General features: G+C 70.8%; 20 protein-coding genes. 5 read left to right on the top strand and 15 right to left on the bottom strand.

Annotated elements, in window-relative coordinates; translation table 11 throughout:
* From acs (R6U01_RS01375) to R6U01_RS01345, 7 genes are all read right to left on the bottom strand, one after another.
* Positions 1–1766: acetate--CoA ligase (gene acs / locus R6U01_RS01375; RefSeq protein WP_410284667.1), on the bottom strand; the 1766-nt coding region annotated here is incomplete at its 3' end.
* Positions 1767–1922: 156 nt separating this feature from the next.
* Complete coding sequence (locus R6U01_RS01370) at positions 1923–3692, bottom strand: bacterio-opsin activator domain-containing protein (protein ID WP_410284666.1); 1770 nt, start codon at positions 3690–3692, stop codon at positions 1923–1925.
* A 210-nt stretch (positions 3693–3902) separates the two neighbouring features.
* The gene (locus R6U01_RS01365; RefSeq protein WP_410284665.1) at positions 3903–4061 is read right to left on the bottom strand and encodes a DUF2061 domain-containing protein; all 159 of its coding nucleotides are present in this window, start codon (positions 4059–4061) and stop codon (positions 3903–3905) included.
* Positions 4062–4172: 111 nt separating this feature from the next.
* Positions 4173–6131: an acetate--CoA ligase gene (gene acs, locus R6U01_RS01360; protein ID WP_410284664.1), complete on the bottom strand. Its 1959-nt coding sequence runs from the start codon at positions 6129–6131 to the stop codon at positions 4173–4175.
* A 142-nt stretch (positions 6132–6273) separates the two neighbouring features.
* On the bottom strand, positions 6274–7629 hold the full coding sequence (hflX, locus tag R6U01_RS01355; protein ID WP_410284663.1) for a GTPase HflX: 1356 nt from the start codon (positions 7627–7629) through the stop codon (positions 6274–6276).
* Positions 7626–7991 (bottom strand): DUF2209 family protein, encoded by a 366-nt coding sequence (locus tag R6U01_RS01350; protein ID WP_410284662.1) that lies wholly within the window; start codon positions 7989–7991, stop codon positions 7626–7628. Before R6U01_RS01350 ends, hflX begins: the two co-directional genes overlap by 4 nt.
* Before the next feature lie 160 nt (positions 7992–8151).
* Positions 8152–9201, bottom strand: a complete 1050-nt coding sequence (locus tag R6U01_RS01345; RefSeq protein WP_410284661.1) for a threonine aldolase family protein — start codon at positions 9199–9201, stop codon at positions 8152–8154.
* Positions 9202–9358: 157 nt separating this feature from the next.
* On the opposite strand from R6U01_RS01345, the gene R6U01_RS01340 reads away from it, so the two are divergent.
* The gene (locus R6U01_RS01340; RefSeq protein ID WP_410284660.1) at positions 9359–10885 is read left to right on the top strand and encodes a carboxypeptidase M32; all 1527 of its coding nucleotides are present in this window, start codon (positions 9359–9361) and stop codon (positions 10883–10885) included.
* 90 nt (positions 10886–10975) lie between these two features.
* On the opposite strand, the gene R6U01_RS01335 is transcribed toward R6U01_RS01340, so the two are convergent.
* Entirely contained in the window at positions 10976–12148 is a 1173-nt protein-coding gene (locus tag R6U01_RS01335; protein ID WP_410284659.1) for a 3-dehydroquinate synthase II, read from the bottom strand.
* A gap of 110 nt (positions 12149–12258) precedes the next feature.
* On the opposite strand from R6U01_RS01335, the gene R6U01_RS01330 reads away from it, so the two are divergent.
* Entirely contained in the window at positions 12259–12837 is a 579-nt protein-coding gene (locus tag R6U01_RS01330; protein WP_410284658.1) for an NADPH-dependent FMN reductase, read from the top strand.
* Positions 12838–12958: 121 nt separating this feature from the next.
* The gene (locus R6U01_RS01325) at positions 12959–14539 is read left to right on the top strand and encodes an HTTM domain-containing protein (protein ID WP_410284657.1); all 1581 of its coding nucleotides are present in this window, start codon (positions 12959–12961) and stop codon (positions 14537–14539) included.
* A 119-nt stretch (positions 14540–14658) separates the two neighbouring features.
* Here the strand turns inward: R6U01_RS01325 and R6U01_RS01320 are convergent, their stop codons facing one another.
* From R6U01_RS01320 to trpC, 4 genes are all read right to left on the bottom strand, one after another.
* A complete protein-coding gene (locus R6U01_RS01320; RefSeq protein WP_410284656.1) occupies positions 14659–15450 on the bottom strand; it encodes a 2-amino-3,7-dideoxy-D-threo-hept-6-ulosonate synthase in 792 nt (263 codons plus the stop codon).
* Between the two features lie 82 nt (positions 15451–15532).
* Positions 15533–16459 (bottom strand): tryptophan synthase subunit alpha, encoded by a 927-nt coding sequence (gene trpA, locus R6U01_RS01315; RefSeq protein WP_410284655.1) that lies wholly within the window; start codon positions 16457–16459, stop codon positions 15533–15535.
* Complete coding sequence (gene trpB / locus R6U01_RS01310) at positions 16460–17791, bottom strand: tryptophan synthase subunit beta (RefSeq protein WP_410284654.1); 1332 nt, start codon at positions 17789–17791, stop codon at positions 16460–16462.
* Entirely contained in the window at positions 17788–18627 is an 840-nt protein-coding gene (gene trpC / locus R6U01_RS01305) for an indole-3-glycerol phosphate synthase (RefSeq protein WP_410284653.1), read from the bottom strand. Before trpC ends, trpB begins: the two co-directional genes overlap by 4 nt.
* 132 nt (positions 18628–18759) lie before the next feature.
* Here trpC and R6U01_RS01300 point away from each other — a divergent pair, with 132 nt between their 5' ends.
* A complete protein-coding gene (locus tag R6U01_RS01300) occupies positions 18760–19224 on the top strand; it encodes an MGMT family protein (protein ID WP_410284652.1) in 465 nt (154 codons plus the stop codon).
* Between the two features lie 27 nt (positions 19225–19251).
* Here the strand turns inward: R6U01_RS01300 and R6U01_RS01295 are convergent, their stop codons facing one another.
* Positions 19252–19728, bottom strand: a complete 477-nt coding sequence (locus R6U01_RS01295; RefSeq protein ID WP_410284651.1) for a DUF302 domain-containing protein — start codon at positions 19726–19728, stop codon at positions 19252–19254.
* A gap of 125 nt (positions 19729–19853) precedes the next feature.
* Here R6U01_RS01295 and R6U01_RS01290 point away from each other — a divergent pair, with 125 nt between their 5' ends.
* Positions 19854–20282: a desampylase gene (locus R6U01_RS01290; RefSeq protein ID WP_410284650.1), complete on the top strand. Its 429-nt coding sequence runs from the start codon at positions 19854–19856 to the stop codon at positions 20280–20282.
* A gap of 7 nt (positions 20283–20289) precedes the next feature.
* Here R6U01_RS01290 and R6U01_RS01285 read toward each other — a convergent pair whose 3' ends face one another.
* On the bottom strand, positions 20290–20988 hold the full coding sequence (locus tag R6U01_RS01285; RefSeq protein WP_410284649.1) for a type 1 glutamine amidotransferase: 699 nt from the start codon (positions 20986–20988) through the stop codon (positions 20290–20292).
* A 138-nt stretch (positions 20989–21126) separates the two neighbouring features.
* Positions 21127–21999, bottom strand: coding sequence for an SAMP-activating enzyme E1 (ubaA, locus tag R6U01_RS01280; protein WP_410284648.1), 873 nt, complete (start codon positions 21997–21999; stop codon positions 21127–21129).
* Positions 22000–22203: the final 204 nt, after the last annotated feature.

Genomic DNA, 22203 nt, shown 5'->3' with positions numbered 1-22203 from the left:
CCCTCGTATCCGTCTTCGGTGGTGACGTAGGCGTAGACGGCCTCGCCTTTGATCTCGTGGTCGCCGCCGACGACGGCGGCCTCCGCGACCCCCTCGACGCCGACGATGGCGGACTCGATCTCCATCGTCCCCAGCCGGTGACCGGAGACGTTGAGCACGTCGTCGACGCGCCCGAGGACGGTGATGTAGCCGTCCTCGTCGATCTTCGCGCCGTCCTCCGGGAAGTACACCCAGTCCTCGGGGTCGTCGCTGTCGGTGTCGGAGTACTCCGCCCAGTACTCCTCGATGTACCGCTCGTCGTTGTTGTACAGCGTCCGGAGCATCCCCGGCCACGGCTTCTGGACCGTCAGGTAGCCGGCCTTCCCCGGCTCCACCTCCTCGCCGAGCGTGTCGAGGATCTGGACGTCGAGCCCTGGCAGCGGCGGTCCCGCGGCGCCCGGCTTCATGTCCTTGATCCCGGGCAGCGTCGTGATCATCATCCCGCCGGTCTCGGTCTGCCACCAGGTGTCGACGATCGGGCACTCCTCGTCGCCGATGTGCTGGTAGTACCACTTCCACGCGCGCGGGTTGATCGGCTCGCCCACCGTGCCGAGCAGCCGCAGCGAGGAGAGGTCGTGGCGGTCGGGGAACTCCGATCCCCACTTCATGAACGCGCGGATGGCCGTCGGCGCCGTGTACAGCTGTGTCGCTTCGTGCTCCTCGACGATCTCCCAGAGCCGGTCCTGTTCGGGGTGGTCCGGCGTCCCCTCGTACATCATCGTCGTCGTCCCGAGCGCGAGCGGCCCGTAGACGATGTAGGAGTGACCCGTGATCCAGCCGATGTCGGCCGAGCAGAAGTACGTGTCATCCGGCTTGATGTCGAGGACGGCCTGCGAGGTCCACGACGCCCACGAGAGGTAGCCGCCGGTCGTGTGTTTCACGCCCTTCGGCTCCCCCGTCGTCCCCGAGGTGTACATCAGGAACAGCATGTCCTCGGCGTCGCGGGTGACCGGCTCGACCTCCGCGCCCTCGTGCTCCGAGACGAGATCGTCGTAGTCGAGCTGGTCGTCGCCGAGGTCGTGGCCGAAGTCGTCGCCGTTCGGAGCGAGCCGGTCGACGACGACGGTCGTCGTGTCGTGGTCGACGCCGTCGAGCCCCTGATTCGCCTTGTCGAGGTGGTCGAGGGGGTCGCCGCGCCGGTAGTAGCCGTCGCAGGTGACGAGGTACTCCGACTCCGCGGAGTTCATCCGCGTCGCCAGCGCGTCCGCCGAGAAGCCGGCGAAGACGACGCTGTGCGGCGCGCCGATGCGCGCACACGCCAGCATCGCGATCGGCAGCTCCGGGATCATCGGCATGTACATCGTCACGACGTCGTCCTCTTCGACGCCCTGCTCGCGGAGCGCCGCCGCGAACTCGTTTACCTCGCGGTGAAGCTCCGCGTACGTGTACGTGCGGTCGTCCTCGTCGACAGGCTCGCCGACCCACTCGATCGCGGCCTCGTCGCCGCGCTCGTCGAGGTGTCGGTCGAGGCAGTTGGCCGACGCGTTCAGTTCGCCGCCGGTGAACCACTCGTAGAAGGGCGGGTTGCTGTCGTCCAGCACCTGGTCGTAGTCCGACTCCCAGTCGAGGAGCTCGGCCGCGGCCCGCCAGCATCCCGGCCAGTTCTCCTCGAACGTCTCGTAGATCTCGGGGTCGGAGACGTTCGCCTGCGCCGCGAACGACGCTGGCGGCTCGAACACCTCCTGCTCTTCCAGTCTCGCTTCCAGTTGACCGTCACCCTCTGTCATGGTACGGTCGTATCCAACCGATCTCACCACATAAACGCTAACGCTAAATACGAAAAATCGTGATAGACTCAGAACGGCGCCCACAGCCGGTCGCGCACCCTGTGCGTCCCGAGGCGGCGCCCGCTCCCTCACGGTCGCGCTCGCCGCGCGTGCGCGTCAGGTTCGATCCCGGTGTTCCGCCTCGAAGAGACCGTCGAGGAGCGCCCGCTGGGCCTTGCGGAGGTGGTTGTGGAACGTCGGCGAGGAGACGTCCATCGCGTCGGCGACCTCCTCGGCGGTGCTCCCGCGGGGCCAGTCGAAGTAGCCGCCGTGGTACGCGGCGGACAGCGCGGCCCACTGGCGCTCTGTGAACCGGTCCGCGACCCCCTCACGGAACGACGACTCGGACCGCGACGACCGGGCGACGGACTCCTTGCTCGCGAGGCGCGCGTCGTCGAAGGCGGCGCGGAGCCCGTCGGCGACCGGCCTGACCTCGGCGCCTTCGGGGAGATCTGCGACGACGCGGACGCGGCCGTCCTCCGCGGTCGCGTCGCGGACCGTCGCGCCGTACTCGGTGAGCGTCCGCACCGTCGATCCCCCCTCGACCCTGACCGACACGGAGCACCCGTCGGCGCGCGTCTCCACCACTCGGAGGTCGGAGACGCCCTCGGCCTCGTTGACGACGTCGGCGAGACCCTGCGGCCTCGCGCCCGAGACGGAGAGGTACAGCCTGGAGGCGTCGTCGGTGACGCCGACGGTCGAGTCGAGGTCGATCCGACAACCGAGTGCGACGCTCGCGCGGGCCAGGAACGCCGCCTCGTCGGCGGTGTGAAACTCCACCACGGTGACGGCGTCGGAGTGGAGGAGGTCCCGCCACCGACCGGCCGTCACCGCCCAGCCGAGACAGCGTCCGAGCGCGACGATTTCGCGACGCTCGACCTCCGAAACGGGCGGTTCGTTCTCGGCGACGACGCAGAGCGCGCCGTGCGTCACGTCTCGATAGCTGACGGGGACGGCGAGGCCGGGACGCCCGCCGGTGACCGATTCGTCGGTCGTCGTGACGGGGTCCCCGCCCTCTACCGCGTCGAGCCACTGGCCGTTCCGGGTGACGCCGCGGTCGACGAGGACTTCCCGATCGGTCCCGGCCGCGCCGACCACCTCCGTCCGACCGCCGTCGACCGACCCGCGGACGACCCACGCCTCGGCCCACCGGCGGGACTCGACGAGTCGCTTCGGGACCGTCGCGAGGGGAGCGTCCCGTTCCTCGCCGTCGGCGAGCACCTCGAAGCCGGCGAGCGCGGTCGGCTCCCGACCGCTCCCGTGGTCGCTCGGTTCCGGATCGCTCGCGGCCGCGAACGCCTCGGCGACCGCTCGCCCGTCGAGGGGGCCGAGAAACTCGTCGAGCGGCCCCAGCGTCTCCCACCCGCCGGCCTCGCGGACGGCGTGGGGGTCGACGCCGCGGTCGACGAGGAGCCGCCGGGCGAAGGCCGCCCGCAGGTCGCGGGGCGTGACGTCGGGGGGCACCGCGCCGTCGGTCCGCGCCGAAGCCCGCTCGGCGGTCTCGCTCACGATCATCTGGACGCGACGGGGTGAGACGCCCACGTACGGCTCTCCGTCGTCGATCCCCTCGCTCTCCGCGTACCGGCGGAGCTCGGCCGCCAGCGGGGCCGGAACGACGGTCTCGCGGTCGATCCGTTCGGTCGGATCCCCGTCGGTCGAGGATTCCGCTCCGCGCTCGTCGGACGCACCCGCGTCGGTGTCGGGGACGGCGAGGAGAGACGCGTCCGAGGCGACCCCCGCGTCTCGGAGGTGGCGGGGCGCGACTCGGGGGATCTCACCCGTCCGGAGGCCGGCCTCGCCCGCGAGGCGGACCACGACCGCGGCGCGATACGTCTCGGCGGCGGTCACGAGCGCGTCGTACGCGTCGCCGTCGAGTCCGTCGCCCATCTGTTTCGTTGGTAAACGTCAACCCGAAAGAAAAATCTTCCTCTGAACGCTTTCCCTCCGCCATCTCCCGGCCGTCCCTCGTTCACTGCGCCTCGGACATCCGTCCGTGCCCGGCTCCCGGCGTCGTCTCGTTTCGGCTCCGATTTCAATCCCGAAACGTCTGACGGCTCGTCGCGCCCCGACCGCGGTCGCGCTCGAGGGTCCGCCCGCTCAGTCGACGCCGACGACGCCCCACGCGACGCGGTCCCACAGTCGCTCGTACGTGTAGTACGTCGCGGTCTCGACGACGTTGGTGACCGGTCCGATGTTCACGGCGGCGCCGACGTCGCCGACGACGGCCCACGCCACGGTGACGGTGATCGCGACCATGAGCGCGGTAGCAGCGCGTCTCGGCGAGGGCGCGTCCGGTCGCGAAGCGGGGACCGAGAGACGAGCGGGCCCGTCTCGGTGTGTCGGAGCCCGCTTCGAATCGGTTCTTAGCTAGCTTTCGCGGACCGACGACTCGATCTCTCCGACGACCTCCGGGTTCCGGAGCGCGCTGACGTCACCGAACTCCTCGCCGCGAGCGATGTCCTCCAGCAGGCGCCGCATGATCTTCCCCGAGCGGGTCTTCGGGAGGTCGGGAGTGAACACGATCCGATCCGCGCGGGCGATATCACCGACTGAGCCGGCCAGTTCCTCGCCGATCGCCGCCCTGAGCGACTCGCCAGGCTCGACGTCGCCCCGGGTGGTCACGTAGGCGACGATGTCGCCGTCGTCGCCGCCCACGACCGCGGCCTCGGTGACTCCCTCGACGCCGACGATCGCCGACTCCAGCTCCCCGGTGGTGAACCGCCGCGCCCGCACGTTGATCACGTCGTCGACGCGGCCGAGAATGGTCACGTAGCCGTCCTCGTCGACCGTCGCGCCGTCGCCGGTGCGGTACCGCCAGCCGTCGTCGGCCTCAACCCAGTACTCGCGGCGGTATCGCTCGTCCCCCTCGCGGAGTCCGCGCAGCATGCCGGGCCACGGCGAGCCGATCGTGAGGTACCCCGGCTCGCCGGGGTCGACGGGGTCGCCGTCCTCGTCGACGACGCGCGCGTCGATTCCGGGGAGTGCCGGCCCCACCTTCCCCGGCTTCATCGGCGTGATCCCGGGCAGCGTCGCGAGCGCGATGGCCCCCGTCTCCGTCTGCCACCACGTGTCGACGACCGGCGCCTCACCCCCGCCGACGTGCTCGCGGTACCAGTGCCACGCCTTCGGCGTGATGGACTCGCCGACGGTTCCCAGGAGGCGGATCGACGAGAGGTCGTGGCCCTCGGGGTACTTTGCGCCCCACTTCATGAACGACCGGATCGCGGTCGGCGAGGTGTAGAAGACGCTGACGGCGTTGCGCTCGATGAGGTCCCACACGCGGTCGCGGTCCGGGTAGTCGGGCGACCCCTCGTAGAGGACGGTGGTCGTCCCCGTGACGAGGGGGCCGTACACGCCGTACGAGTGGCCCGTGATCCAGCCGATGTCGGCCGCGCACCAGTAGGTGTCGTCGGGCCGGACGTCGAGGACGTTCCGGGTGGTCCACGCGACGTGCGAGAGATACCCCCCGGTCGCGTGCTCGACCCCCTTCGGTCGGCCGGTCGTCCCGGAGGTGTACATCACGAAGAGCAGGTCGGTCGCGACGCGCGCGACCGGCGCGACCGTCTCGCCGTCGTGGGCGTCGACGAGCGACTCGTACCCGTGCTCGTCGTCGCCGAGCGAGACGTCGAGCGAGTCGCCGAGCCGGTCGACGACGACCGTCGCCGCGAGGTCGGCGTCGGCCCGGAGTCGGGCGTTGTCCGCCTTCGACTTCTGGTTGAACGCGTCCTCCCGGCGGTAGTAGCCGTCGCAGGTGACGAGGAACGAGGAGTCCGCCGCGTCGAGGCGGGTCGCCAGCGCCTCCGCCGACAGCCCGGCGAAGACGACGTTGTGCGGCGCGCCGATGCGCGCGCACGCCAGCATCGCGATCGGCAGCTCCGGGACCATCGGGAGGTACAGCGTCACCACGTCGTCCTCCTCGACGCCGAGGTCCCGCAGACCGGCCGCGAGCGCGTTCACCTCGCGGTGGAGGTCGAGGTAGGTGTACGATCTCCGCTCGCCGCGCTTGCCGAACCACCGGATCGCGAGCTGGTTGCGCCGGTCGTCGAGGTGCCGGTCGACGCAGTTGACCGACGCGTTGAGCCGGCCGTCCGGGAACCATTTATAAAACGGCGGATCGCTGTCGTCCAGCACCCGTTCGTACTCGGTCTCCCAGTCGAGGAGGGCCGCGGCTCGCCGCCAGGCGTCGAGCCCGTCGGCCGCGAACGACTCGTACACTCCCGCGTCGCTCGCGACGGCCCGCTCGCGGAACCCGGTCGGCGGCTCGAGGGCGTCGTCGGCGGCGACGGAGCGGGCCCGTCGTCGACCGTCGACTCCGGCGTCATCCATGGTACGTACTCGCAAGTGAAGGATTGTATACTTTGTCCGGGGGGTCGCTCGGCGCGCACGGTCCCCGTCGTCGCTCGTCATCACCGGATGATCGCCGCTGACGGGTGGTCTGCGAGTCGCTCGGGGCCACCGAGGGCCCCGTCTACGTCGACTCCGCGGGCGCGAGCCCGGCCGCTTTCGACCGGGCGCGCGCCACGATCGAGGGCTTGGCCTCGAAGTCGACGGTCACCTGGTCGCTCGCGTACGACTCCTCGTCGACGTGCCCGTGGTCGTGGATCCACGAGACGAGGCTCATCGCCTCGTCGGAGACGGGGAGGACGAGCCGCTCGCGCTCCCAGTCGGGGAGCTCGGCCTCGACGCGGTCGCGCAGCTCCGCGACGCCCGCGCCGGTCTTCGCCGAGACGGCGACGGGGTCCGGCGCGACGCCGGAGAGCGCGCCGCGCTTGTCCGCCAGCTCGCCGGGCGCGAGCCGGTCCACCTTGTTGAACACCGTGACGACGGGGGCCTCGTTGCGCTCGTAGAGGGTGTCGTGGCTCGTGACGAGCTTCTCGCGCATCGTCTCGACGGGCTCGCTCGCGTCGACCACGAGCAGCACGAGGTCGGCCCGGTAGACGGAGTCGAGCGTCGACTCGAACGACTCCACGAGCCAGTGGGGGAGGTCCGCGATGAACCCGACCGTGTCCGTGAGCAGCACGTCGCGCTTCTCCATCTCGGCCCGCCGGGTCGTCGTGCCGAGGGTGGTGAACAGCATGTCCTGCGACTCCGCGGTCGTGTCGAGGTCCGGGTGACGGTCGGCGTTCTCGTCGACGTCGATCTCGGCCGCGAGCCGGCGCATCAGCGTCGACTTCCCGGCGTTCGTGTACCCCGCGAGCGCGACCAAGTCGAAGCCGGAGTCGCGGCGCTGTTCGCGCCGCGCCTCCTCCTTCGCCGCGATCGACTCCAGCTCGTCGCGGATCTCTGAGATCTGGCGTTTGATGTCCCGCTCGACGCTCTCGTCGTACTCGCCGAGCCCCATGAACCCCGGGCGCTCGTCGCGCTTCGCGAGGCTCGCCTTCGCCTCGGCGCGCGGGAGCTCGTACCGGAGCTCGGCGAGCTCGACCTGGAGCTGCGCCTTTCGGGTGTTCGCCCGCTGGCCGAATATCTCGAGGATGAGCGTGAACCGGTCGATCACCTCGACGCCCTCGGGGAGCTCCCCGCCGATGTTGAACGTCTGGTACGGCCCGACGTCGTTGTCGACGATGACGGCGCCGGCGTCGGTCCGGCGGACCAGGTCGCGAAGCTCCGCGACCTTCCCCTCGCCGAACATGAACGCGGCGTCCTCGGTGCGGGTCTGCGAGAGCTCGCCGACCACCTCGTAGCCCGCGGCCGCGGCGAGCTGGGTGATCTCCGCGAGGTCGGCGGTGCCGGAGTCGACGCGCTTGGCCACGACTGCCCGCCGCTCTCGGGGGACCGATTCGGGGTCGCCGTCGGCGTTCGCCCGCTCGACGCTCCCGGTCATAAGAGGAGGTCTCGTGCGGCGTACGCGGCGTGGTGTGCTGCCTGCACTGTTTCGCGTTCCCCTATGCTCTCGACGTATTTAAACTCGGGTCGGAAGCTCAGCCCGACCCGCTCTGCGGGCTCCTCGTAGAACTCGCCGTGCTCCGCGACGATCGGTCCGCTCGGGGGCTCGGGCAGGTTCCCGACGGCCGTCGCCACGAGCCTCAGCGTCGCGTCGAGCGTCGGCCCCTCGCGCGCGGCGGCGAAGCCGATCCCCTCGACCGACCGGATCCGAGCGGAGTCGACCCGCGCGTGGACCGCGGCCGCGACCATCCGGTACTCGCCGTCCTCCTCGTGGCGGCCGCTGATGTCGACGCCGACCACCTCAGGGACGGGCGCCGGCCACCTCGGCTCCTCCGCGCCGCGCCTCTTCGTCCGGAGTTATCCTCCTCATGCCCACATGTTGGTCGCCCGGCGAATTGAACGTTTCCGTGGCCCGGGCGCGAGGCGCGTGCGCGGACCGAGGCCGAGCGGCCCCACCCACTCAGGCCGACAGCGTCGCGACCGCGTCGCCGATCCGCTCGACCGCGGCGTCGACGTCGGCGGCGTCGACGTCGAGGTGCGTGGTGAACCGGGTCGTGTACTCGTCGAACTCGACGCAGCCGACGCCGGCCGCCTTGCAGGCCTTCACGAGGTCCGCGGCGGGAATTCCGGCCGCCTCGGTGTGCGCGACGACGATGTTGGTGTCCGGCGCGGGCGCGTCGACGCCGTCCAGCGCGTCGAGCCCGGCGGCGAGCCGCTCGGCGGTGACGTGGTCGTCGGCGAGGCGATCGACGTTCTCGAGGGCGAGCAGCCCGGGCGCGGCGATCATCCCGGCCTGTCGCATCCCGCCGCCGAACAGCTTCCGGACGCGGCGGGCCGCCTCGACGAACTCCTCGTCGCCGGCGAGGATCGAGCCGACGGGCGCGCCGAGCCCCTTCGAGAGACAGAAGGTGACGCTGTCGACGGGCGCGACGACCTCGCTCGCGTCGACCCCGAGCGCGACGGCTGCGTTGAACACCCGGGCGCCGTCGAGGTGGACGGGCACGTCGGCGTCGCGGGCGACCTCGGCGGCCGCGGCGATCTCCTCGACCGGGATCGCGACCCCGCCGCGGTAGTTGTGGGTGTTCTCCAGCGACAGGAGGCCGGTCCCGGGCCGGTGGAGGTCCTCGCGCACGAGCCCTTCTGCGACCGCCTCGGGCGTCGGAACGCAGCGCTCGCCGGCGTCGATCGTCCGGGTCTGGACTCCCGAGAGCTTCGACGCCCCCGCAAGTTCCCACCGGTAGATGTGCGACTCATGCTCCAAGAGGAGCTCCTCTCCCGGCTCCGTGTGGACGTGGACCGCGATCTGGTTGGCCATCGTCCCGGAGGGGACGTAGAGCGCCGCCTCGGTCCCGACCGCCTCGGCGGCGCGGCGCTCCAGTTCGTTGACGGTCGGGTCGTCGCGGTACACGTCGTCTCCGACCTCGGCGTCGCGGGCCGCCTCGCGCATCGCGTCTGAAGGCGTCGTGACGGTGTCGGATCGCAGGTCGATGGTGTCCTCGTCGATCTCCATTCGTTGCCGGCGGTTCGGCGGCCGGCCGGAAATAGGTCGCGCTCGGGGCCGGTTCGCCCGGCTCCGCGACGATCGGTCGCGCTCTGGTCGGTCTCCCGGCCGTCGCGAGGGTTCCGCGTTCGCTTCCTTCTTAAGCGGTGCGACCGATCCGTGACGTATGGCAACGGAAGCCGCGGCCGACGACGCGAGCGACGCCCCCGAGGCGTACGAGGCTCTCCTGGACCGTGTTCGACGCTGGAACACGATCGGGAGCGCCGCCGGCGTGCTCGGGTGGGACCAGCAGGTGATGATGCCCGAGGGCGGCACCCCGGCCCGGTCGAAGCAGCTCTCGATGCTCTCGTCGATCCAACACGACATGATCACGGACGAGGAGAGCGGCGAGCTGCTCGCCGAGCTCGACGACGCCGACCTCACCGACGACCGGGCGGCGGTCGTTCGCGAGGTCCGCCGCGAGTACGAGCGCGCCGACGCGGTCCCGGTCGAGCTCGTCGAGGAGATCTCCGAGACCGGTTCCGAGGCGCTGCCGGCGTGGGAGGAGGCGAGGGCCGAGGACGACTTCGAGACGTTCGCCCCCTACCTGGAGAAGCACGTCGAGCTGAAGCGGGAGTACGCGGAGCACATCGACCCCGACCGCGACCCCTACGAGGTCCTCTTCGAGGACTACGAGCCGTGCCTCTCGATCGACCGCGCCGAGTCCATCCTCGAGGAGCTCCGCGAGACGCTCGTCCCCATGATCGACGCGATCCGCGAGTCGGACGCGGACCTGGCCGTCGACACGTTCGAGGGGACGTTCCCCGAGGAGGATCAAGAGGAACTCGCTCGCGAGGCGCTCGAGCTGGTCGGCTACGACTTCGACCGCGGCCGGCTCGACGTCTCCTCGCACCCGTTCACCGCCGGGAACCAGTTCGACTGCCGCGTGACGACCCGGTTCGACGAGTCCGACCCGCTCGGCGCGATCGGGTCGACGATCCACGAGTACGGGCACGCGCAGTACAACCTCGGGCTCCCGCAGGACGAGTGGACGACCCCGCTCGGCGAGTCGCGCGACCTCTCGGTCCACGAGTCGCAGTCGCGGCTCTGGGAGAACCACGTCGGGCGGAGCCGGGCGTTCTGGGAGCTGTTCCTCCCCTCGTTTAAATCGCAGTTCCCCCAGACCGAGGCGGCGACCGTCGAGGACGCCTACGAGGCGTTCAACCAGGTCTACGAGGACAACTTCATCCGCGTCGAGGCGGACGAGCTCACCTACCACCTCCACATCATCGTCCGGTTCGAGATCGAGCGCGACCTGATCCGCGGCGATCTCGCGGTCGCGGACGTGCCGGAGGTCTGGAACGACAAGTACGAGGAGTACCTCGGGATCCGCCCCGAGACCGACAGCGAGGGCTGTCTCCAGGACATCCACTGGAGCCACGGCAACTTCGGCTACTTCCCCACCTACTCGCTCGGCTCCGTGATGGCCGCGCAGCTGTTCGAGGCCGCCGAGAGCGAGATCGACGACCTGCACGGGAAGATCGCCGACGGCGACTTCGACGAGCTGCAGGCGTGGCTCGGCGAGAACGTCCACCGACACGGCTCCCGGTACGAGACGAACGAGCTGGTGACGCGCGCGACCGGCGAGGAGTTCTCGGCGGACGCCTTCACCGACTACGTCGAGGAGAAGTACGGCGAGCTGTACGGGATCTAACTTCCGCCCGCCGCCGGCGGCGACCCCGTTCGACCGCTCGGCTCGCGGCCCCGCCGCTCGCTCGTAGTGGCCTCGCAGTCGGTCGGCCACTCACTTCTCGATGATGCTCTCTTCGACCGCCTCGCCGAAGTGGCGCGCCACGTCGTCGTAGTAGACGAGCGCCTCGTCGCCGGGCTCGACCTCCGTGACCGCTTTTCGCCCCTCGCTCGTGGCGATCTTCACGGTCTCCGCGTTCTGGATGAGCGTCTCGACGCGGTCGGTCCCCTCGTCGGTCTCGACCTCCGCCTGAACCCGGAACATGGGACGCTTCTCGATCTTCACGCGCCCGACGATCGCCTCGCGGGTGTGACCCTCCGTGTCGACGATCTGTACCTCGTCGCCGCTGGAGAGCTCCGCGAGGTAGTTCGTGCCACCCTCGGAATTCCGGACGTAGGCGTGGACCGCGCCGGCGTTCACGCGGAAGGGGCGCGACTCGACGTACGGCGACTCCGCGGTCTCCGCGTGGACGAAGAAGAGCCCCCGCGACATCGACCCCACGAGCATCCCCTCCGAGTCGTCCATCAGCGACCCGGTGTCGATGCAGACGCGGTCGGCCATCCCGGTCTGCTCGATCGCCGTCACCTCGGCGTGCCTGAGCTCCAGCGTCTCGCGGTCGGCGGCGTCGCGGGCCGTGACCGCGCCCCGGATCTCGTCGGGGGAGTCGGAATCGAGGAGGACGCCGTCGGCGCCGATCTCCAGCGTCTCGAACGCGGTCCGGGCCTCGGCGGCCGTCGTCGCGCCGGCGACGAGGTGGGTCTCCTCGCCGACGCGCGCGATGAGGTTCTCCAGCGGGATGATCGACCAGTCCTCGCCGACGACGATCGTGTACTCCGCGTCCGCGGCCGCCTCCTCGGCGAACCGCTCGTACTCCGTCCCGAGCACGCGGACGTACACGCCCTGCGCGCGGTCGTCGCGCCGCCGGACCGTCGTGAGGTCCGCGGAGCCGGAGAGGTCCTCGGGCATGTCGATCGTCCCGTCGCCCTCGCCGCCCTTGCCGACGAAGTAGGCGTCGGCCTCGGCGTCGTTCTCGACGTCGTCGATGACGTCCGCCTCGGAGCGGAACGCCCCGATCGAGATGTCGCCCAGCTCGCGGACGCGCCCCACGTCGGCCTCGTCGACGAGGACCCAGTCCGCGCCGGCCTCGATGGCGGCCGTGATCCGTCGCTTGCGCGCCTCCCAGTCGCCGACGCTCCCGTCGGCTTTCACCCAGACCGTGCGTGTCATTGTCGGAACCTCACGGCGGGCGGGCTTGAAAACTGCGGAAGGGTCGCGCCGCGGGAACGGGGAGCCGACCGCCCCGGTGGTATTTGTCGCCGCGGACTCTCGATAGCGGTATGTCCGAGCCACCGCAGGTCGTCGGCATCGCGGGAAGCTTGCGAGAGACGAGCTACACGCGCATGGGGGTCGAACGCGCGCTCGACGGCGTCCGCCGGGCCGGTGGGCGCGCCGAGCTGCTCGACCTCCGCGAGTACGACCTCCCCACGTACGACGCCGACCGCGATTCGGCGGGGGACGCGGACGCCTTCACGGCGCGGGTCAGATCCGCCGACGCCGTCCTCCTCGGAACGCCCATGTACCACGGCTCGTACTCGTCGACGCTGAAGACGGCGCTCGATTACTGCGGCTTCGAGGAGTTCGAAGACAAGACCGTCGGGCTCCTCGCGGTCGCCGGCGGCGGCTTCCCCGTGACGGCGTTGGAACACCTCCGGTCCGTCTGTCGGGCGCTCAACGCGTGGGTGATCCCCCATCAGGTGGCCGTTCCCCGCGCCCACTCGCAGTTCGACGACGGCGACCTCGTCGACGAGGACCTCGACGGGCGAGCGCTCACGCTGGGCCGTCGCGCCGTGCAGTACGCCGACATCGAGCCCGACCCGGACTCCTTCGAGGGCGAGCAGAACGTCGGGGCGAGGTGACCGTCGGAGCGAGGTGACCGTCGGAACGAGGTGACCCCGCCCGCGCCTCCCGGTCGCCGGCGCGGCTCGAAGACGACAAAGCACTTACCCCTGAGATCGTATCGTTTCACGTATACTTCGAATGACGACACCACGTCGGCGGCTCTCAAACGCGGGGTCCAGATACGCCGCGGCGCGTGAGTCGCTCCGCGAGCGCGCCACGCCGTCCCTCGGGATCGACCCGCGAGCGCTCGGCGCGTTCCGCGTCGCGTTGGCGCTCCTCCTCCTCGCGGACCTGCTCGTCTACCGACTTCCGGCGGTGAGCGCGTTCTACACCGACGACGGCGTCCTCCCGCGGTCGACGCTCGCCGAGCTGTACCCGGCGCTAGAGGCCGTCTCGATCCACGCGATATCCGGGTCGGCGTGGGTACAGGCGGGGCTGATCGCGGTCGCCGCGTGCGCCGCCGTCTCGCTGCTCGTCGGCTACCGGACGCGGGCCTCGACCGGTGTCTCCCTCGTCCTGCTCGCGTCGCTGTACGCTCGGAACCCGTTCGTGATCAACGGCGGGAACACGATACTGGTCGTGTTCCTGTTTCTGAGCCTCTACCTCCCGCTCGACGCCCGCTGGTCGATGGGTGCGAGCGGCCCGGACGGTCGCGACGTCCGGGGCGACGTCGACAGCCGGAACGTCGACGACGAGGGGCTGAACGTCGACGACGAGGGGCTGAACGACGACGACGGGAGCGACGGCGTCGGTCGACGGGTCTGTTCGCTCGGAACGGCCGTCACCCTCCTGACGCTCGTGTCCATCTACGCGGCGAACGTGGTCTCCAAGTACCGGAGCGACGCGTGGATGTCGGGGATCGCCGTCCCGCGGATCTTCCAGCTGGAGGAGTTCGTCGTGCTGTTCGGGCCGTTCGTCTCGGAACACGCCGCGGTCCTCGCGGCGATAAACTGGCTCTGGATCGCGCTGCTCTCGGCGTCCGTCCTGCTGCTCGTCCCGCTCGAACCGCTCAGAGCCGGGGCCGCCCTCGCGTTCGTCTCCGCGCACCTCGGCATGGCCGCGACGATGCGGCTCGGCGTGTTCCCGTTCGTCATGGTCGCGGTCCTCCTCCTGTTCCTCCCGCCGAGGGTCTGGGACGCCGTCGAGGCGCTCGCGTCGAGGCTCCCGAGGCCCGGGGGGCAACCGCTCCGAAGCGACGGCGGAAACGGGGACGACCCCGCCTCCCCGACCCCGTCGCGGGTTCGCCGCGGAATCCGGACGGGAGCCGCCCTGCTGCTCGTCGGCGTCTTCCTCGCGCTCGTGTGGTGGCAGGCCGCGGGGGTCGGCCTCGTCGACCTCCCGGAGTCGGAGTCCGCCGGGGAGCTGTCGGAGGTGAGCTGGTCGTTCTTCGCGCCGAACCCGCCGGACACCTCCAGCTGGTACGTCGTCCGAGCGACGCTCGACTCCGAGGAAACGGTCGACGCGATCGGCGGCGGAGCGGTCGCGTTCGACCGACCGCCGGACGCGGCGGAGACGTACCCGACGACCCTCTGGCATCAGTTCGGACACCGGGTCCGGGACGCGGGAGAGACGCAGTATCGACCGGTCGCGACGTACGTCTGTGAGCGAGCGGACCGGAGCGTGGACTCCGTGACCGTCTTCCACGTGGAGCAAACGGTCGATCAGAACGGTCCGGTGGGGGACCCGGAACCGCAAGAGCGGATCAGCGCCACCTGTTGACCCCGCCGATCGGTCCGGTCGCGGCGGTCGCTCTCGGTTCGCCGTCACCAGTTCCCTGTGAACGGGGCCGACACATCCGGCGTCGCCCGCGTCCCCGGACCGTCGACGGGAGCGAGTCGCTAGGCCTCGATGAACCCGCCTGCCCGGAGCGCCTCGTCGACCCCCGCGTCGTCGTGGACGACGGCGGACACGGCGCGGGCGATCCCCTCGGGGTCGTCGTGCTGGAAGATCGACCGCCCCATCGACACGCCGGCCGCGTCGCCGTCCATCGCGCCGCGGACCATCTCCACGGTCTCGCGGTCGGTCCCCTTCGAGCCGCCCGCGATGACGACCGGCAGCCGGGTCGACTCCGTCACGCGCGCGAACGAGTCGCCGTCGCCGGAGTAGCCGGTCTTCACCACGTCGGCACCGACCTCCTCGGCGAGCCGGACCGCGTGACCGAGCGACTCCGGATCCGTCTCGTCGACCCCGGGACCGCGCGCGTACGCCATCGCGAGCACCGGCAGCCCGAGGCGCTCGGCGTCGGCGGTCAGCTCCGCGAGCTCCTCGATCTGATCGGGCTCGTGATCGGAGCCGACGTTGATGTGGAAGGAGACGGCGTCGGCGCCCGCGCGCACCGCGTCCTCGGCGGTGGCGGTGACGCGCTTGTCGTTCTCGTCGGGGCCGATCGTCGTCGACCCGTTGACGTGGACGATGTAGCCCGCGTCGTTCTTGTTCGGGTGGACGCGCGGTGCGATGCCTCGCTGCGTGAGGACCGCGTCCGCGCCGCCCCGCGTGACGCCGTCGATCGTCGATTCGATGTCGACGAGCCCGTCGACGGCGCCCATCGTGAGCCCGTGGTCCATGGGGACGATGAGGTATCGGTCGTTCGTGGAGATGCGCTCGAGTCGTGCCGAGAGTCCTGCTGTCATGGTGGATTCGGTCGTTGTGTGAGTGTGTGGCAATCGCAGGTAAGTCGGTTTCGTTCGGGGTCGTATTGGCTCGAACCCGCGGTCACCGCGATCCCGCCGCGCCGACGCGGGCGGCGTAGCCCCGCTCTGCGCCCTCCTTCAGCTCCCGGGAGAGCGCCTCCAGCCGGTCGGCGACCGCCGCGGTCGAGCGGTCCGCCTCCACGCCCTCGGCGACGATGTCGACGAGCGCCGAGCCGACGATGATCCCGTCGGCGCCGCCGGCGACGATGCGCTCGGCGTGCTCGCCCGCCGAGATGCCGAACCCGACGGCCTTCGGCACGTCGTACTCCGCGAGCCGATCGAGGCTCTCCGTGGTCTGGTCGGAGACGTCGTCGCGCGCGCCGGTCGTGCCGAGGCGCGCCTGCACGTAGACGTACCCGGAGACGTGACCCATGATCCGGTCGAGCCGGTCGCCGACCGTGGTCGGTGCGACGATGAACACGAGGTCGAGGCCGAACTCGTCGCAGGCCTCTCGGAGCGGGTCGGCCTCCTCGGCCGGCAGGTCGGGGACGACGAGCCCCTCGATGCCGGCCGCGGCGGCGCGCTCGACGAAGGGCCGCGGGCCGCCGCTCGCGGTCCCGCCGGCCGCCTCCGAGGCGCTCCGCGTCTCGTTGCCCCCGTACTGATAGATGAGGTTGTAGTACGTCATGCAGACGAGCGGCGCCTCGACGTCGAGCTCCTCGGCGAACGCGAAGAACCGGTCCGGCGTCATCCCGGCGTCGAGCGAGCGCACGAGGGCCCCCTGGATCGTCGGTCCCTCAGCGATCGGCTCCGAGAAGGGGAGCCCGAGCTCGATGACGTCGGCGCCGCCGCGGTCGAGCGCGCGGACGTACTCCAGCGACGCCTCGTACGAGGGGTCGCCGACGGCGAGGTACGGGATGTACGCCGGGCCGTCGGCGAACGCCTCGGCTATCGCGGCTGAGTTGCCCGTCTCCGCGGCCGCGTCCGCCTCCGCGGTCCCGCCCGCCATTCAGATCCCTCCCGTGAACATCGACATGTCCGGGGCCCCGTCGATGTCGCGTTTGTCCGTCTCCTCGATCGCGGCGTCGAGGTCCTTGTCGCCGCGGCCGGAGACGTTCACCACGACGCGCTCGCCGAGCTCCCCGTGATACTCCTCGAGGAAGCCGAACGCGTGGGCCGTCTCCAGCGCGGGGATGATCCCTTCCGTGTGCGAGAGCCGGTGGAACCCCTCGAGCGCGGCGTCGTCGTCGACGGCGACGGGATTCACGCGTCCCTCGTCGACGAGGAACGCGAGCTCCGGGCCGACGCCGGCGTAGTCGAGTCCGGAGGAGATCGAGTGGCTCTCCATGATCTGGCCGTCGGAGTCCTGCAGGAGCTTCGTGCGCGCGCCGTGGAGCACGCCCTCCTCGCCGGTGAAAAGCGACGCCGAGTTGGGCGCGACGCCGGCCTCCTCGTCGACCTCCAGCGTCGACCCGCCGGCCTCGACCGCGTGGAGCGCGACCGCCTCGTCGTCGACGAACGCCGCGAACGACCCCATCGTGTTCGAGCCGCCGCCCGCGCAGGCGACCACGTCGGTCGGGAGCGCGCCCGTCTTCTCGATCGCCTGTGCCCGCGCCTCCTCGGAGATGACCGACTGGAAGTCGCGCACCATCACCGGGAACGGGTGCGGGCCGACGATCGATCCGATGACGTAGTGGGTGTTCTCGACGGTGGTCGCCCAGTCGCGCATCGTCTCCGAGATGGCCTCCTTCAGGGTTCCACGCCCGGCGGTGACGGGATTCACCTCGGCGCCGTTGAGCTTCATCCGGAAGACGTTCGGGCGCTGGCGGTTGATGTCACGCTCGCCCATGTAGATCTCGCAGGGCATGTCGAGGTGAGCGGCCGCCATCGCGGTCGCAGTGCCGTGCTGGCCGGCGCCGGTCTCCGCGATGATCCGCTCTTTCCCCATGTACTTCGCCAGCAGGACCTGGCCGAGCGCGTTGTTCAGCTTGTGCGCGCCGCCGTGGAGCAGGTCCTCGCGCTTGAGGAAGACCTCGCGGTCGTAGCGCTCGGAGAGCCGGTCGGCCCGCTGGAGCGGGATGGGACGCCCGCCGAAGTCGGCGAGCCGCTCCCTGAACTCGTCCATGAAGCCGTCCTCGTTCTCGAGGACGTACCGCCGATAGGCGTCGGTCAGCTCCTCGATCGCCGGCATCAACGCCTCCGGGACGTACTGGCCGCCGTAGCGGCCGAACTTCCCGTCCTCGCGGCCGCGCTCGCGGCCCGGACGGCGCGACAGCTCCGCTCCGTCGGTCGTCGTTCCGGCGCCGGTCGTCTCGTTCGTCGTGGGTCCGGTTTCGCTCATGTGGGTGTCTCCGTGGTGTCTCGCGCGTGACCGTCGTCGGCCTCGTCGTCCGCGACGCGTCCGTCACCGTCCGCTTCCGCCCGCGTCAGCGCTCGCGTGTTCGCCTCGACGTCGCCGTCCATGATCGCGCTCCCGACGAGCAGCGCGTCAGCGCCGGCCGCCCGCATCCGGCGGACGTCGGCGGGGGAGCCGATCCCGCTCTCGGCGATCAGGGTCACGTCATCAGGAACGTGGGGCGCCACGGACTCGAATGTTCCGAGGTCGACGACCAGCTCCGCGAGGTCTCGGTTGTTCACGCCGACCGTCGTCGCGCCCGCGTCGAGCGCCCGGGTCAGCTCCTCGCGGTCGTGGACCTCGACGAGGACCTGGAAGCCGCGCTCGCGGGCGGCGGCCAGCAGGTCCGGGAGGTCGTCGCCGACGAACCGCGCGATCAGCAGGACGACGTCGCTCTCGACGGCGTCGAGCTGCGACTCGGCGACGACGAAGTCCTTGCGGAGGACCGGCACGTCGACCGCCTCGCGCACGCGTTCGAGCACGTCGACGCTTCCGCCGAAGTGCTCCGGCTCGGTGAGCACGGAGAGCGCCGCGGCGCCGCCGGCGACCATCCCCTCCGCGAGCGCGACGGGATCGTCGTCGCGAGTCCCGTCCGTGGTCGGACTCGTCGGCTTGACCTCGGCGACGATCGGCACGCGGCCGTCGGCCTCGGCCCGGTCGAACGCGGCCCGCAGGTCGCGCGGGTCGACGTCGACGCGGTCGGTTCGCCCCTCGGCCGCCCGGTCGCGCGCGGCCGACAGTATCGACCTGACCGCGGGGGCCAGCTCGGTTGTATCCTCCATTAGTGTACACTAATGCACGTATCTGTTCATAAGACTTGCGGGCGCGCCTTCTCGGGCGGGCGAGACTCCATCGACCGCTGAGGGCCGAAACTTTCCCTTCGTTTTAACCGCTCGGGCCGTCCTATGACGGGTATGAATACCACGGGAGCCTCGGGGGTCTTCGCCCGCGAGTACGAGGCCCTCGCCCGCGCGGTGGAGGTCGGGTTCGCCGGCGGCCGGGTCATCTCGGTGTCGTTCCCGCCGGAGGTCCCGGACGACGCCGCCGAGGACCACGAACTGCTCGAACGGATCGGCGCGTACCTCGACGGGGAGCGCGACGAGTTCGCCGGGGTCGCCGTCGGACTCACGGTGCCGACGGACCGCCGCGACGTCCTCGAAGCGCTCCGGACGGTCCCCTACGGCGAGGAGGTGTCGGTGAGCCGGCTCACGCGGCTGGCCGCGCTCGACGCCGACGACCCCGAGGACCTCGAACTGGTGACGAGCGCGCTCGCCGAGAACCCCGTTCCGCTCCTCCTTCCGGACCACCGGGTCCAAGGCGGCCCGCACGCGACGCCCGGGGGGGTGCGAGAGGCGCTGCGCCGCGTCGAGGGACTCTGACGCGGGTGAGGTCACGGGGGGAGGCGACTACTCCGTGGGCCGACCGCGGCCGTACCCCTCGATGGTCTCCCAGACGACCGTCATCAGGTCGCCGGTCTTCTCGACGAGGTGGTCGACGGCGCCGCCGGCGTCGGCGGGCGCGCAGCCGAGGTCGCGGATCGCCTTCGTCGCCGACGTGTGGTGGACTTGCACCGGGTCGTCGCCCTCGCGCTCGTACACGATGGTGGTACAGGGGAGCATTCCCGCGAGCGCGGGGTCGATGTCGATCGCGTCGAACGCGATCTCGGGGTGGCAGAGGACGATGAGCGCGGTCCGTTCGACGTCGTCGTGCCCGAGCATGCCCTCGATCATCGCGTCCAGCCGCGAGACCTGGACCGTCTCGAAGTCGGCGAGCTCGTGTTCGATCTGGACGAACGGGACCGCGTCGTCGAACGGCATGTCGAGGGTCGTGTGGAGCGCCTCGTCGGCGGTCGGCGCCGCCGACCCGCGCTGAGCGTCGCTCATGGCGCTGACTCCGGCCGCGAGGGCAAAACACCCCACAGGCCGTCAACGACTGCCGCTACCTGTGACGGAGCGCGGCCCTTGCCGGTCGGGACGGACTTATCGGTCGGACCCCCGTTCTCCCGCCCATGATCGAGCTCTCGCGGGCGGTTTACGACGACATCGTGTACCACGCGTACGGCGGCGGCGAGGCGGAGGTCTGCGGCGTCCTCGCCGGCACGCGCGGCACCGACGGCGAGCCGAGCGTCGTCACCGAGTCGTATCAGGCCGAGAACGTGGCGGAGACGCCCCAGATACGGTACCTCATCGACCCCGAAGAGCAGTTCGAGCTGATCGAGGCGATCGAAGCGGACGGGCTCGACGTGGTCGGGTTCTACCACTCGCACCCGACCGGACCGACCCGCCCGAGCGGGACGGACGCCGCGCGGGCGACGTGGCCCGACCACTCGTACGTGATCTGCGCGCTGGACGGCTACCCGTTCGTCGGCTCGTGGCGCTGGCAGGGCGACGAGGACGGCTTCGAACAGGAGACCGTCTCGGTGCGGAGCGAGCGGTGATCGCTCCCTAATCGTCGCCGAGAGTTCCGCTTCGCGGTTGCGCCGCCGTCTCGGCGACCAGCGCCGCGAAGTTCTCGAAGACCCGCCCCGGCGTGACATCCTCGAAGGAGAACCGCTCGGGGTCCCAGTCGAAGCGCTCGCGCAGGGTCTCGCGGTGTTCGGCGGCGATCTCCGGGTGGAACTGGACGGTCCACAGCGGCGCGGTCCGGTGACGGGTACCGAAGACCCTCGCGTGGTCCGCCGAGGCGATCACCGTCATCCCCGCTCCCACCTCGGTCACCGCGTCGCCGTGTAACGAGACGACGACCGGATCGACGCCGTCGAACAGCGGGTCGTCGTCGAGGGTCGCCTCCACGAGCGTCGCGGTCGTCCCCACCTCCTCGACGGTGCCTCCGAGCGCGCTGTTCGCCACTTGGTGGCCGAAACAGACACCGAGCGTCGGGATCCCTCTGTCGACGAGTTCGCGCACGAGGGCCTCCTGTTCGGCGATCCACGGGCGGCTCTCGGACTCGTACACGCCCGCCGTGCTCCCGGTCAGCACGACGCCGTCCGCCTCGTCGAGCGGGACCCGCTCGCCGGCGACGAAGTCGATCTCGGTGGCGGACGGGAACCACGACGCGAGCGCGTCGCAGTGGTACTCGCAGTCGGGGTTCACCTCGCTGCGAACCACGAACAGGTCGGGCGGATCCGCGTCGGTGGCGGCCATACACCCACGGTTGTCGCCGGAGGAGCCTCAGCGTTTCGGCCCGCCGCGCGGTCGGGCGGGATCGAGCGGTCGCGGTTCGCACAGACCGGAGTCGGGCGGGACCGAGCGGTCGCGGTTCGCGCCGCCCGGCGTCGCGCGTCAGTCGCTGGCCTCGATCTCGGGGCCCGTCTCGTCCGCGTCCTCGTCGCCGCCGACGTCGATGGCGCAGGACGCGGAGTACTCCACGTCGTGGACCGACTCGATGGCGGGGTCGTCGCCGCACACCGGACAGTCGTCCCGCTTGGGGATCTCGACCTTGTCGAACTCCATCTCGAGGGCGTCGAAGAACAGCATCGAGCCGTCGAGCGACTCGCCCTCGCCGATGACGTGTTTCACCGTCTCGGTCGCCTGCAGGCAGCCGACCGTTCCGGGGAGAACGCCGAGGACGCCCGCGGTCGCGCAGTTCGGCACCATCCCGGCCGGCGGCGCCTCGGGGAACAGACAGCGGTAACACGGCGAGTCGTCGTCGCCCGCGAACGTCGTCACCTGCCCCTCGAACTTGAAGATGGAGCCGTGCGAGAAGGGGATCCCGGCGAGCGTGCAGGCGTCGTTGACGAGGTAGCGCGTCGCGAAGTTGTCCGTCCCGTCGACGACGAAGTCGTAGCCCTCGATCAGGTCCTCGACGTTGTCGGCGGTCACGCGCAGCTCGTGTTTCCGCACGTCGATGTCCGGGTTGAGCTGCTCGACGAAGTCGGCGGCGGAGTCGACCTTCTTGCGGCCGACGTCGTCGTCGCCGTGGATGACCTGGCGCTGGAGGTTCGACAGCTCCACCTCGTCGTCGTCGGCGACGCCCAGCGTGCCCACGCCGGCGGCGGCGAGGTACTGGATGATCGGCGCGCCCAGACCGCCCGCCCCGAGGACGAGCACCTCGGCGTCGAGCAGGGCCTTCTGTCCCTCGGGGCCGACGTCGTCCATGATGATGTGTCTGGAGTACCGGTCGAGTTGCGTCGGATCGAGATCGAGATCGCTCATTCGCCCGTCCTAGCGGCTACGAGCAGATAAGACGGCCGCCCACCGGCGCGTACTGCCGCCATCCCGGAGGTGCGTCCCGGTCGCACGACCGGCGACGCGCCGGCCGAGGGGCGCATTCGTGGCGGGCCGAGCTCGCGCCCGACCGACTGGGCCGTCAGGGTCCCCCCGACCCGGACTGCCGGTCGTGATAGACCGTGGCCGTCG

Origin of the sequence: Halorubrum sp. (genome assembly GCF_046498025.1) — an archaeon.
In the GTDB taxonomy this organism is placed as follows: Archaea; Halobacteriota; Halobacteria; order Halobacteriales; family Haloferacaceae; genus Halorubrum.
This window is presented reverse-complemented; position numbering and strand designations above follow the sequence as displayed.

Excerpts from the sequence above, each read along its gene's own strand:
- R6U01_RS01370 (WP_410284666.1), bottom strand. The coding sequence starts at position 3,692 with ATGGGCGACGGACTCGACGGCGACGCGTACGACGCGCTCGTGACCGCC.
- R6U01_RS01365 (WP_410284665.1), bottom strand. The coding sequence starts at position 4,061 with ATGGTCGCGATCACCGTCACCGTGGCGTGGGCCGTCGTCGGCGACGTC.
- acs (WP_410284664.1), bottom strand. The coding sequence starts at position 6,131 with ATGGATGACGCCGGAGTCGACGGTCGACGACGGGCCCGCTCCGTCGCC.
- hflX (WP_410284663.1), bottom strand. The coding sequence starts at position 7,629 with ATGACCGGGAGCGTCGAGCGGGCGAACGCCGACGGCGACCCCGAATCG.
- R6U01_RS01345 (WP_410284661.1), bottom strand. The coding sequence starts at position 9,201 with ATGGAGATCGACGAGGACACCATCGACCTGCGATCCGACACCGTCACG.
- R6U01_RS01340 (WP_410284660.1), top strand. The coding sequence starts at position 9,359 with ATGGCAACGGAAGCCGCGGCCGACGACGCGAGCGACGCCCCCGAGGCG.
- R6U01_RS01335 (WP_410284659.1), bottom strand. The coding sequence starts at position 12,148 with ATGACACGCACGGTCTGGGTGAAAGCCGACGGGAGCGTCGGCGACTGG.
- R6U01_RS01330 (WP_410284658.1), top strand. The coding sequence starts at position 12,259 with ATGTCCGAGCCACCGCAGGTCGTCGGCATCGCGGGAAGCTTGCGAGAG.
- R6U01_RS01325 (WP_410284657.1), top strand. The coding sequence starts at position 12,959 with ATGACGACACCACGTCGGCGGCTCTCAAACGCGGGGTCCAGATACGCC.
- R6U01_RS01320 (WP_410284656.1), bottom strand. The coding sequence starts at position 15,450 with ATGACAGCAGGACTCTCGGCACGACTCGAGCGCATCTCCACGAACGAC.
- trpA (WP_410284655.1), bottom strand. The coding sequence starts at position 16,459 with ATGGCGGGCGGGACCGCGGAGGCGGACGCGGCCGCGGAGACGGGCAAC.
- trpB (WP_410284654.1), bottom strand. The coding sequence starts at position 17,791 with ATGAGCGAAACCGGACCCACGACGAACGAGACGACCGGCGCCGGAACG.
- trpC (WP_410284653.1), bottom strand. The coding sequence starts at position 18,627 with ATGGAGGATACAACCGAGCTGGCCCCCGCGGTCAGGTCGATACTGTCG.
- R6U01_RS01300 (WP_410284652.1), top strand. The coding sequence starts at position 18,760 with ATGAATACCACGGGAGCCTCGGGGGTCTTCGCCCGCGAGTACGAGGCC.
- R6U01_RS01295 (WP_410284651.1), bottom strand. The coding sequence starts at position 19,728 with ATGAGCGACGCTCAGCGCGGGTCGGCGGCGCCGACCGCCGACGAGGCG.
- R6U01_RS01290 (WP_410284650.1), top strand. The coding sequence starts at position 19,854 with ATGATCGAGCTCTCGCGGGCGGTTTACGACGACATCGTGTACCACGCG.
- R6U01_RS01285 (WP_410284649.1), bottom strand. The coding sequence starts at position 20,988 with ATGGCCGCCACCGACGCGGATCCGCCCGACCTGTTCGTGGTTCGCAGC.
- ubaA (WP_410284648.1), bottom strand. The coding sequence starts at position 21,999 with ATGAGCGATCTCGATCTCGATCCGACGCAACTCGACCGGTACTCCAGA.